General features: G+C 40.2%; 7 protein-coding genes and 2 pseudogenes. 3 read left to right on the top strand and 6 right to left on the bottom strand.

Features of this window, described 5'->3' with window-relative positions:
• Window positions 1-7 precede the first annotated feature (7 nt).
• A complete protein-coding gene (locus JCM15074_RS23040; protein WP_037470015.1) occupies window positions 8-1,141 on the top strand; it encodes a PQQ-dependent sugar dehydrogenase in 1,134 nt (377 codons plus the stop codon).
• 5 nt (window positions 1,142-1,146) lie between these two features.
• A pseudogene (parC, locus tag JCM15074_RS23045) lies at window positions 1,147-3,419 on the top strand (DNA topoisomerase IV subunit A).
• Window positions 3,420-3,477: 58 nt separating this feature from the next.
• On the opposite strand, the gene JCM15074_RS18605 reads toward parC, so the two are convergent.
• The 6 genes and pseudogenes from JCM15074_RS18605 to rsgA all read right to left on the bottom strand — a co-directional run bounded on the left by JCM15074_RS18605 (window position 3,478) and on the right by rsgA (window position 10,769).
• Entirely contained in the window at window positions 3,478-3,669 is a 192-nt protein-coding gene (locus JCM15074_RS18605; RefSeq protein WP_025823241.1) for a bacterioferritin-associated ferredoxin, read from the bottom strand.
• Window positions 3,670-3,769: 100 nt separating this feature from the next.
• Window positions 3,770-4,694 (bottom strand): annotated as a pseudogene (locus JCM15074_RS23050) (D-2-hydroxyacid dehydrogenase).
• A gap of 61 nt (window positions 4,695-4,755) precedes the next feature.
• Window positions 4,756-5,472, bottom strand: coding sequence for a glycerophosphodiester phosphodiesterase (locus JCM15074_RS18615; RefSeq protein WP_025823243.1), 717 nt, complete (start codon window positions 5,470-5,472; stop codon window positions 4,756-4,758).
• Between the two features lies 1 nt (window position 5,473).
• Complete coding sequence (locus JCM15074_RS18620; RefSeq protein WP_025823245.1) at window positions 5,474-8,674, bottom strand: mechanosensitive ion channel domain-containing protein; 3,201 nt, start codon at window positions 8,672-8,674, stop codon at window positions 5,474-5,476.
• A gap of 140 nt (window positions 8,675-8,814) precedes the next feature.
• Window positions 8,815-9,675 (bottom strand): archaetidylserine decarboxylase, encoded by an 861-nt coding sequence (gene asd, locus JCM15074_RS18625; protein WP_025823247.1) that lies wholly within the window; start codon window positions 9,673-9,675, stop codon window positions 8,815-8,817.
• A gap of 35 nt (window positions 9,676-9,710) precedes the next feature.
• Complete coding sequence (gene rsgA, locus JCM15074_RS18630; protein ID WP_025823249.1) at window positions 9,711-10,769, bottom strand: small ribosomal subunit biogenesis GTPase RsgA; 1,059 nt, start codon at window positions 10,767-10,769, stop codon at window positions 9,711-9,713.
• 162 nt (window positions 10,770-10,931) lie between these two features.
• On the opposite strand from rsgA, the gene orn reads away from it, so the two are divergent.
• Window positions 10,932-11,477 carry an oligoribonuclease gene (orn, locus tag JCM15074_RS18635; RefSeq protein ID WP_025823251.1) on the top strand — a complete coding sequence of 182 codons (546 nt, stop codon included), beginning with the start codon at window positions 10,932-10,934 and terminating at the stop codon, window positions 11,475-11,477.
• Window positions 11,478-11,668 lie beyond the last annotated feature (191 nt).

Raw genomic sequence — 11,668 nt, forward strand, 5'->3', positions numbered from 1 at the left:
AATGCTCATGTTGGCCAGTGTTTATATAGGAAAGAAGCAGTTAAGCTATTTAATGATCATAATAGCTTGCTGCTTTTCAGCGCTTAGTGTTGCTGAAACAATTCATATAGATGTGGCAAAAGGTTTTGGGGTGACATTATTTGCAAGTGGTTTAGGTGATGCTAAGCAACTTGCGGTAGGTGATAACGGTACCATTTTTGTTGCCAGTAAACGCAAAGCATCAGTTCAAGCCTTGCTTGATACTAATAGCGATGGGTTAGTTGACCAACGCTTTGTTATTGTTCGTAAATTAAAATTTATCCCGGCAATTACGTATCATCAAGGTGATTTGTACGTTGCTGTTAATCGGCAAATTTTAAAGTACAGTAATATTGAACAAAATATGGTGCGTCCTAGTCGTCCGGAAGTTGTATTTGATGAATTACCGCCGCAAAGCCGCAAATATGAACGAGCGATAAAATTTGGCGCCGATGGTCGTTTATATGTGAGTTTAAGTGCAAATTGCAGCTCATGTATGTCGCGACAACCGAATGGCACTATTCTGGCGATTAATTTAAGTAATAGTGAAGTTGAAGTTATTGCAAGCGGAATTCGTTACGTTACTGGTTTTGATTGGTCACCAGCAACAAATACGTTGTGGTTTGCAGATCGTGGCCGCAATCGACTCGGTTATGATATCGCCGTAGATGAATTGAATAGAGTCGATGCTGTTGGTCAACATTATGGTTTTCCGTTTTTACATGGCGCTAACCTTGCTGATCAAGAGTTTAAACAACCCGAGGGGTTACAGGTTGTGGTGCCAGAGTATGAATTACCGGCACATGTAACACCCAGTGGATTGCACTTTTATCAGGGGACTATGTTCCCTAATAAGTACCAACAACAGTTATTTATTGCCGAGAATGGCTCGACTAATCGGTCGAGTAAAGTCGGTTATCAAGTCGTGTTACTTGAGATGCAGCAACAACAGATAGTAAAGCGAACACCGATAGTGCGCTTCTTAGAGGAACGCTATCCTGTTGCACGACCACATTCAATTGTGACCGGTAAAGATGGTGCGCTTTACATCTCAGATGATTTAAAAGGCAATGTATACCGTTTGTATTACAAACCGCCACAAACAGCGCAAGCACAGGAATAAAAACAATGAGTGATGCGATTGATTTAAGTCTTGATGGCGTCGAGCAAATGCCGCTACGACGTTTTACTGAAGAGGCTTATCTTAATTATTCCATGTATGTCATTATGGATCGGGCTTTGCCCCATATTGGTGACGGTTTAAAACCCGTTCAACGCCGTATTATTTATGCGATGAGTGAGCTAGGGCTTTCTGCTAATGCTAAATATAAAAAGTCGGCTCGTACCGTAGGTGACGTATTAGGTAAATATCATCCTCATGGTGATAGTGCGTGTTATGAAGCAATGGTGTTAATGGCACAGCCATTTTCATACCGTTATCCGTTAGTAGATGGTCAAGGTAACTGGGGTGCACCAGATGATCCTAAGTCATTTGCGGCGATGCGTTATACCGAAGCTAAATTGTCTAAATTTGCTGAAGTACTGTTATCGGAATTGGGCCATGGCACCGTTGATTGGGGCGTTAACTTTGATGGCACCATGAAAGAGCCATTAGTACTGCCATCACGCTTACCTCATATTTTACTTAACGGTATTACGGGTATTGCAGTGGGGATGGCAACTGATATTCCACCGCATAACGTCAGAGAGTTAGTGTCTGCTTGTGTTGAGTTATTAGATAACCCTAAAGCAGAACTTGAACAAATTATGGCGTTTGTTCCTGCTCCTGACTATCCAACTGCTGCTGAAATTATTACGCCTAAGTCTGATATCGCCAAGATTTACCAAACAGGTCGTGGCTCAATCAAAATGCGTGCAGTTTATACCATTGAAAATGGTGAAATTGTCATTACAGCGCTGCCACATCAAGCCAGTAGCGGCAAGATTCTAGAGCAAATGGCTGCACAAATGCAGACCAAGAAATTGCCGATGGTGTCTGATTTACGCGATGAGTCTGATCATGAAAATCCAGTACGTTTGATTGTCGTACCACGTTCTAATCGGGTTGATTGTGATCAACTGATGGGGCATCTGTTTGCGACGACTGATTTAGAAAAAAGTTACCGCGTTAACTTGAACGTATTGGGATTAGATGGTCGTCCACAAGTTAAAGGGTTACTGCACCTATTAACTGAATGGTTAGAGTTTAGAACCCAAACGGTTCGCCGTCGTTTAGAACACAGATTAGATAAAGTATTAGCACGCTTACATATTTTAGATGCCTTAATGGTGGCATTTTTAAATATTGATGAAGTAATTGAGATTATTCGTTATAACGATGAACCCAAAGCGGAGTTAATGCGTCGTTTTAATCTGTCTGATAAGCAAGCTGAAGCTATCTTAGAACTTAAGTTACGCCACTTAGCCAAACTTGAAGAGTTTAAGATTAAAGGTGAGCAAGACGAATTAGAAGCAGAACGAGATAAGCTACAGCAAATTCTTGGTTCTGAACGTCGTTTAAAAACCTTGATTAAGAAAGAGTTGATTAGAGATGGTGAAGCTTTTGGCGATGATCGTCGTAGTCCTCTGGTTGAACGAGGTGACTCAAAGGCATTAACCGAACAAGAGTTAACACCTGCTGAAGCGGTAACCGTTGTACTATCAGATAAAGGTTGGGTGCGTTGTGCTAAAGGGCATGATATCGATCCAACCTCATTATCGTATAAATCGGGTGACAGTTATCTCTGCTCTGCTATTGGTAGAAGTAATCAATTATCAGTCTTTTTAGATAGCTCTGGACGTGCATTTGCCACTGAAACTCATACTTTGCCATCGGCGAGAAGCAAGGTGAGCCAATTACAACTCGCTTTAATATCGCGCCGCAGCAAGTGATGGAGCATGTGTTACTGGGGGATGAGTCTCAGAATTACTTGTTAGCGAGTGATGCGGGTTATGGTTATATCTGTTCTTACAAAGATATGCTATCGCGTAATAAAGCGGGTAAAGCATTGTTGAGTCTACCTGCAAATGCCAAGTCATTAATGCCAAGATTGGTTGAGGCAGGGCAAGAGTCACTGATTATGGCCATTACTAATGAAGGCCGCATGCTGTTGTTCCCATTAGATGCCCTGCCGCAGCTTGCTAAAGGTAAAGGTAATAAGATTATTGGTATTCCAACGGAGCGTGCCAAAAATCGTGAAGAGTTATTAAGTCACCTTTATGTGGTGCCTGTTGATAGTTCGGTAACTCTGTGGGCAGGTAAGCGCAAATTAACTCTAAAGCCGAGTGATCTAGCACATTATCGCGGTGAACGTGGTCGTCGAGGTTCTAAATTACCTCGCGGTTTACAGCGTGTAGACAGTGTTGAAATTGGTGGTGATGATAGCCCCGCGATAATTTAATTCTGACAAATAAAAAATGCCGCGCTAATAAGTGCGGCATTTTTTTATATACAATTTATTATGCTACTTCGTAGAAATTATCACGCTCAGAAACTGCAGATTGAATAATTTTTGTGGCGAGTTGAGCGCATTTACCACATTGATTCGCTACACCTAAGCGTTTTTTCACATCGCTCAGATTATTATCGCCAGACGCGATTGCTTGCTTGATTTGGCGATCTGTTACCGCGTTACATAAACAAACATACATAAATCAATGTTCCAGAATTATTTCAATAGCCAAAGTGTAAATGAGAATGGTTATTAAAACCAGTTAAATTTACATTTAACTAAAGTAAATGTTACTAATGTTAATATCCCTTTTTAAAATCAACAAGATACTCTAGTGGTTGTTGTTGGGCATATTGCATATAGTTTTTAATAAATACTTCGACAATCTGTTCCGGTAGCTTGGCGCCGCAATATGTGGGGTGATAGTGGCGTTTTCTAATTGCCAAATAGGGTGAACACTTGGCAGCGGCTCATTATTAAAGACATCTAAAATGGCATGTTGCATTGGCTGTTGCATTAATTGCGCGTATAGCGCCTCTAAATCGAGTACATTGCCGCGTCCAAGATTAAATAAAATAGCGTCAGGTTTAAGTAATGACAGTCGTTGCTTATTGAGTATATTAGTGGTGGCTGCAGTATCAGGGAGGACGCTGGCGATAACATCCGCCAGTGGTAGATATTGATCAATATTTGGCAATATATCCACATAATCAAATTCAGGCTTGCTTGACCGCTTTGATTAATGGCACTGACTTTCATCCCAAAATGGCGTGCAGTTAATGCCAAGTGTTGAGCGATTGAGCCTGTGCCTAATAACAATAAATGTTGACCTTTTAAGCTTTTAAAACTGCTTGGCTGCCATAGTGAATAGGTTTGTTGTTGCTTGTAGACTGAATGACTTCGATGGTGTGATAGCAGATAACCAAACAGGTATTCACTCATTAATGGCCCAAAAATACCGCGGATATTAGTCAGTTGATAGTCTTGCCGTGAGCGTGGTTTACAGAGCGCATCAACACCTGCAAATGTAGATTGTAACCAAGTTAATTTGTTTGCCATCGGCAGTAGTGGGGCAGCGAGTTTGGGCTCTGCTAGCCATATATTAGCCTCACAAATATGCTGTGGCTGCTCATCAACGATGGTTAGATTGGGCAATTGACATTGTTCGATGAGCTGCTGATATTTTTGATTATCACTGGTGAGCAATAATAATTTATGGGTCATCGCTATTCTCGTTATTATAAAAATGCCGCAATCATGCGGCATTAGCTATTGAATACTTAGGTTATTCAAACCATCCGCTATAATCGATAGTATTTGGATTTTCTAGTGCTTTTTGAGCTCGGTCTGGATAGTTACTGAAGATACCATCAACCCCTAATGCTGCAAGTGCACAGACATCATCTGGATTATCAACGGTGTAAACGTAAACTTTAACACCTCTTTTATGTGCATCCTCAACCAGATTTTTGTTGATAAAGCTGATATCTAAATGGATAGAATAAGCATCTAGTTGCGAAGCAATACGAGCACCATCCAATGGTAAACTTGCGAGTAATGGTGCTACTTTAATTTCGGGATATTGTTGTTTAACCTTGGCTAAATAAGGATGGTTAAAAGAAGATACAATAATCTTATCTGCTGGGTATTGGGCAATGATTGCTGGATATTGTTTTAAAAATAGATCAACACAACCCGTGCCTTTAAGTTCAATGTTTAAGACAACACGCCCAGCCACTCTCGCTAATAGCTGCATTAGTGTTGGAATGGGCTCACCATTAACACTTAAGCTTTCAATATAGTGTTTGTTGACTAAGTGTACGACCCCTTGACCGGTACTTATTTTTTCTAAGCGGCGGTCATGAAATACATACAGTTGGTCTTCAACGGCTTGTACATCAATTTCTATTGCAGGCGCGCCTAATGCAATCGCTCTATCCATTGCTACTAAGGTATTTTCAGGCGCATATCCACTTGCACCTCTATGAGCAAAAACTAGCATTTTAATTCCTTAACAGGGTTGGCGTTTCTTTATGCTGACCATTTTTTATCATAATTTCCATTTGAGGATATGCCATTACGAGATCATTTTCTCGAAGTTTTTTGGTTATACGCTTATGTAAGTCATGTTTTAAAGGCCAGCGAGCTGACATGTCTTTAGCATAAGCTCTTACTTCATAATCTTGGGTTGATGGTCCAAAACCCGCAAACCAAACCTCTGGTTCAGGGATATCGAGTGCATCTTGGCATTCTTGTACTGCTTGATAAAGTGCTGCTTCTACTTTGGCCGGATCTGAGTCTCGTGCCACTGAAATATAGATGATGACGCGAGTAATCGGGTCTGATAATGACCAGTTGACGAGCTGCTCTGTAATAAAGGCTTTATTGGGCACAATAATTTCTTTTCTATCCCAGTCAATAATGGTGGTCGCTCGTGTTTGGATTTTACTGACGGTACCTGTTAAATCTCTAATCGTGACGGTATCACCAATACGAATTGGTTTTTCAAATAGAATAATAAGACCTGAAATAAAGTTAGCAAAGATCTCTTGCAAACCAAAGCCAAGGCCGACTGATAACGCAGCAATCAACCATTGTAATTTTGACCATTCAACCCCAAGCGTTGAGAAACCAATTAGCATACCGATAAATAACACTAAGTAGCGGCTTACTGTGGTAATCGCAAACCCCGTTCCTGGGCTGAGATCTAATCTTTGTAATAGCATTAACTCTAATAAACCAGGGAGGTTAGTGGCTATCATCATTGAAAAGCCAAAGATAATCAGTCCTAATAATAATGATTTAATGGTGATAGGTACTAATTGTTCAATCCCATTAACGACACTATTACTGGTCCATAGGGTAATGCCATCCAAAAAGCTAAAGAGTGCAGTATGCGTTTGGCTCCAAAGGCCGATTAAACTGGCTAAAAATGCCAGTATTAATAGCGAACGTACCATACCTAATGATTGGCTTGACATGGTTTCAAGATCAACGATGGGCTCCTCATAGGTATCCATCATGTCTTGTGGATGGTTTAGTGTCTCGCCTTTTTCTCTTGCTGCAAGTCGCTCTGCTCGCTTGGCTTTGGCACGGTCAAATGCAATGCGGCGACGCTCAATCAACATCCAACGCTTGATTAATTGGTATAGCAGTAAAAATCCTAGCCCAAGCAAAATGGATAACTGTTCCTGTAATAGCATTTGAAATGCGGTGAAGTAATAGCCTTGGAACGCTAAAACAGCACAAATAACAGGGATACCAATTAAGACCGCCCAGAGGATCTTTTGTAATAACTTTTTGTTTTTATCATCAAGATGGTCATGGCGATATTGCTTAACCAGCATTAACAGGTCTTTATAGAATATGAATAATAAAATACAAAAAATAATGAATGCGCCACGACCGATACTGTTGCGGATTAATGATAGGTCGAGCACTTCAGTAAAGCCCATAATGCCGATAAGCGGCATGGTAATAATAATGAGTTTATTGAGTCGTAATTGGGCATTTTTGACAATTTCCTCTGGGCGCTTGAAGTGGCCGATAAGGACACCTTGATTCTCACTGAGTAACTGCACAAAAAGTTTAAGTAGGTAGAGAAAACCCATACTCATAATCGCCATACCGATGGCTTGAGCAAAGTTAGTCGAAGCATCATAGAAAATTAAGCCCGCGATAATGATAGGTAAGGGCTTAATTAAGGTATAAGCAATTGTGCTGATGATCGCTTTAAAAGTAAAAATGAATTTATCTTGGGTTACATTACCCACATAAGCTAAATACTGCTGTAACGCTTTATTGTATTTGGGTGTGACTAAGTCTTGAGTCACTAGACAAAGTACAACTAATAATATCCACCATGACCAATAGCTTGATTGCTCATTAATGGCTTGGCTTATCTGTCCCCAAGGTGCTTGTTGAATTAACCACTGTGTACTGCGATGAAAATCTGTTAGCCATAATTTACTAATACTGGTGGCATTTGGTACCCAAAATAGATGCTCACTCAGAGTATTTTTGAGGGTTAAGTATTGTTGGCTAAGCTGTTCATAGTTGACTTTTAGTTTAGCTAATTCGCTCAGATATTGATTATAACTTTGCTGTAATTGCTCTAATAGGTTCTTTTGTGAATGCAGTAATTTGCTGACCATTGCATTGCTATTACGATAGTGTTGTAGATCTTGTTGGTTAGCCGCCTGCTGTTGCTCTATATGGTAACGAGCGAGTCTAGCGTCTGCTATCTGTGTTTGTAATAGTTCTTGATTCGGAGCTTTGGGCAGTGCTTGAAGCATTTGTAAAAAGCGTTCACCAAAGGCCGCATTCATCTTTACCCAAGTGATTTGCTCTTGAATATTAGAGAGTTGATTCGCTTGTTGTTGATATTGTTGCTCAGCTTTTTCTTGCTGCAGTACGGCCTGATTTATCTTATGTGTTAACAGCTGTAGTTGTTCACCATAAGATTTATTTTCTTTACTGAGGCGTAGATTAAGCGGATCGCTTTCATTGCTATTGTCGAGCAGGTTTTGAGCCAATGTGTGAGTGGTTTGTTGTTGTCTTTGTAAGCTGATTTGTTGATTGAGACGCTCAATCAGCTGCTCTTGTTGTGATAACTGTTTACGTACCAGCTGCAGCTGTAATTGGTTTAACTCCAAACGGCCATGGCTTGATGTTAGCTCAGCTTCTAGCGTTACAATGTTTTGATGATATAGCTTGCGCTGAGCTTGCTGGACTCGGCCTAGTGGCGTATCGACTGGCGCAAGTTCATTTTTAAGGTGCTTGTCATACACTTGGCGAGCAAGTTGGATCTCATTGGGAAGCTGTTTATGCCGATTAAGCATGCGAGTTATTTCTGCGCTTAACTCAGTTTCGCTTTGCTTGAGCTCTGATAATTGCAAATACGCCATGGATGCTTGCTGGTTAAGATCTTGTTCTTTATTCCAGCTTAATGGTGTTTTAGTCTGTTTAATTTGTTCCGTTAGACTGCGCTTTTGTTTATCAAAATTTTTAATTTGTTGTTGATATTGCAGTTGGGCACTAATAAGCGACTGGATACTATCATTTAGATCAATGAGCTGTTGTTCTAAGGTTAGTTGGCCTGATTGTTGGCTGTTTAATCCTAAACGTTTATCTATCTGCAGTGGCGAGTTTGCCTGAGCAGTAAAACAAATAAGACATAAAATGAAAGTAAGTAAACGCAGCATAGTGTAAATAAGAAACAAAGAGATAGACGCGGCTATATTATAGAAAATATTGAGGTAATGATATGAAATCTGTACAGATTAAAGGGGAGAAAGCGTGCCAGAACTTAAGATTAAGTTCTGGCACTTATTTTAGTGATGAGTTAATCAATTTTGGCAAAACGCTGACCCATACGAGTCACTGTTTTTGGTGCTAGCTCATCTTCAAATTTTTCGATAGCATCTTTACCGAATAATAACACTACGGTACTGCCCAGCTTAAAGCGGCCCATTTCTTGGCCTTTTTCAAGCGTAATTGCATCACTACCTTCTGTTGGATAATCCCACGTAAAGACTTGCTTACCTGTTGGCGGAGTAATTGTGCCAGCCCAAACTGTTTCAATACTTGCCACAATGGTCGCTCCTACAAGTACCATTGCCATTGGCCCTATTTCTGTTTCAAAAATAGTCACCACACGCTCGTTACGGGCGAAAAGTCCCGGTACATGCTGCGCTGTTAATGGATTTACGGAGAATAAGTCGCCTGGTACATAGGTCATTTTAGACAGTGTACCTTTAATTGGCATATGGATTCGGTGGTAATCTTTAGGCGCTAAGTAAATAGTTGCGAAATCACCATCTTTGAAACGTTTCGCATCATCAAGTTGGTCACCTAATAATGCTAAAGCTGAATAGCTGTGACCTTTAGCTTGGAAAATTTGGCCATCTTTTATTGGACCTAGTTGACTGACTGCGCCGTCAACAGGATGCACAATATAATCATCATCTTGGCAAATTGGACGCGCCCCAGGTTTTAACTCTCTAGTGAAAAAGTCGTTAAAGGTTGCATAAGAGGCTGGGTCACAGTTAAGTGCCTCTGACATATTGATTTTGTATTGTTTAATAAACCAGTTAATGGCTGCCGTAGTCACTTTGCCTGCTTTTGCAGCGGCAAATTTACCCACCAAACGAGATAATAAATGTTTTGGCGTAATATATTGAATGGCAATCTTAATTTTATCCAATGTATCTTCCCTTTTAAGGCAATGCAGTTAGCTTGTTAGTCGTTAATATTACTACGGAACTGACGCGCATGACGCTGTTCATCAAGGCTTGCAATAATACGATGATAGTTACTAAAACGATCTTCGCTAATCAAACCTTGTTGTTTTGCTGTTTGCAAAGCACAGCCTGGATCGTCTAAATGTTTGCAGTCTCTGAATTTACAAGTGCCAATAAAGTCTCTAAATTCAATAAAACACCAGCCCACACGATCCGCAGGTAAATGCCATAGAGCAAATTCTCGAACACCTGGTGAGTCAATTAAATCGCCACCACTAGGTAAGTGCAATAACTTTGCCGTAGTCGTTGTGTGCTGACCTAGGCCTGAGTTTGATGAAACGTCACCAGTGACTAACGCAGCTTGTGGCAACAATGCGTTAATTAATGATGATTTTCCAACGCCAGATTGACCCGCAAAAATACTGACTTTATTTTCCAATAAATGCTGTATTTCTTCAACGCCATCACCGGTTTTACTACTCACTTTATATACTGGATAACCAATATTTTGATAGCGCTGTAATGCTTCATCAACGATTTTAGTTTGTTCGTCATCAAGTAAGTCGATTTTATTGACGATAATAATCGGTGGAATACCTGTATCTTCAGCTGCGACGAGATATCTATCGATAATCTGTGTCGTAAACGAAGGTAATACTGAAGATACAATCAGTATTTGATCGATATTAGCGGCTATGATTTTTACACCATCATAAAGATCCGGGCGCGTTAATGTTGATTTTCGTGGGTGTACCGCTTCAACCACACCACCTATACCAGAGGTTTGCGTTTCATGGGCGAGGCGAACGATAACATTATCGCCTGTTACTAAACTGGCAATTGTTCTTCTTATATTACAGCGAACAATTAAACCATCTTGAGTCTCAATATCAGCATGTTGGCCAAAACGAGAAATGACTTTTGCAGCTTGTTCTGCACCTAAGGTGTTATCTTGGATTTCTGGCAAATCTTGTTGTTCGTCGCTTCGACGTAAACGTTTTTCATGATTTGCGCGCATTCGGCGTAATTGGCCGTGGCTTAATTTCTTTTTACTCACAGACTCGTCTTCGTTAATCAAAGGTGATTTTGTGTGTTATCCCTAAATCAGTTCAATATATGTATTGCAGATGATTTAGGTATAATAATAATGGCAGTATGATACACGGTCTTGAATGAAAAAGCCTAAGTTTAGGTAAATCCTTATTGTGGAGTGAAATAAATGACAGTTAATGCAACAAACTTAATTTGGGTTGATTTAGAAATGACGGGTTTAGAGCCTGAAGTTGACCGCATTATTGAAATGGCCACAATTGTGACTGATCAGGATTTAAATATTATTGCACAAGGTCCAGTGATTGCCGTGCATCAAAGTGATGAACAGCTAGCTGCAATGGATGAGTGGAACCAAACTCATCATGGGCAATCTGGATTAATTGAACGAGTTAAAGCCAGTACGATAAATGAAGCACAAGCGATGCAAATGACGCTTGATTTTTTAGCCCAATATGTACCGGCAGGTAAATCACCTATGTGTGGTAATAGTATTGGTCAAGATCGACGCTTCTTAAATCGCTATATGCGAGAGCTTGAGGACTTTTTCCATTACCGTAATATTGATGTAAGCACGATTAAAGAGCTGACTCGTCGTTGGCAGCCTGAAGTTATGGATGGTTTTACTAAGCAAAATACTCATCAGGCATTAGATGACATTAAAGAATCAATAGCTGAATTGGTTTATTATCGTTCGCAGGTATTTAAAATTTGAGCAAACGGTCAAAAAACTAAAGAATAAGCTTGCAGAGAAAGAAATATCTCATATAATGCGGCCTCATCTTTTCGAGAGGTCGCAACAATATAGCTGCAACCAATGAAGATATGTAATGTGCGACATTAGCTCAGTTGCAAGGTTGAATAGACGATACCTTTGCTGAAAATTGAGTTGATAATAACATTACC

Origin of the sequence: Shewanella marina JCM 15074 (genome assembly GCF_000614975.1) — a bacterium.
Classification (GTDB): Bacteria; Pseudomonadota; Gammaproteobacteria; order Enterobacterales; family Shewanellaceae; genus Shewanella; species Shewanella marina.

Excerpts from the sequence above, each read along its gene's own strand:
- orn (WP_025823251.1), top strand. The coding sequence starts at position 10,932 with ATGACAGTTAATGCAACAAACTTAATTTGGGTTGATTTAGAAATGACG.
- JCM15074_RS18605 (WP_025823241.1), bottom strand. The coding sequence starts at position 3,669 with ATGTATGTTTGTTTATGTAACGCGGTAACAGATCGCCAAATCAAGCAA.
- JCM15074_RS18620 (WP_025823245.1), bottom strand. The coding sequence starts at position 8,674 with ATGCTGCGTTTACTTACTTTCATTTTATGTCTTATTTGTTTTACTGCT.
- JCM15074_RS18615 (WP_025823243.1), bottom strand. The coding sequence starts at position 5,472 with ATGCTAGTTTTTGCTCATAGAGGTGCAAGTGGATATGCGCCTGAAAAT.
- JCM15074_RS23040 (WP_037470015.1), top strand. The coding sequence starts at position 8 with ATGTTGGCCAGTGTTTATATAGGAAAGAAGCAGTTAAGCTATTTAATG.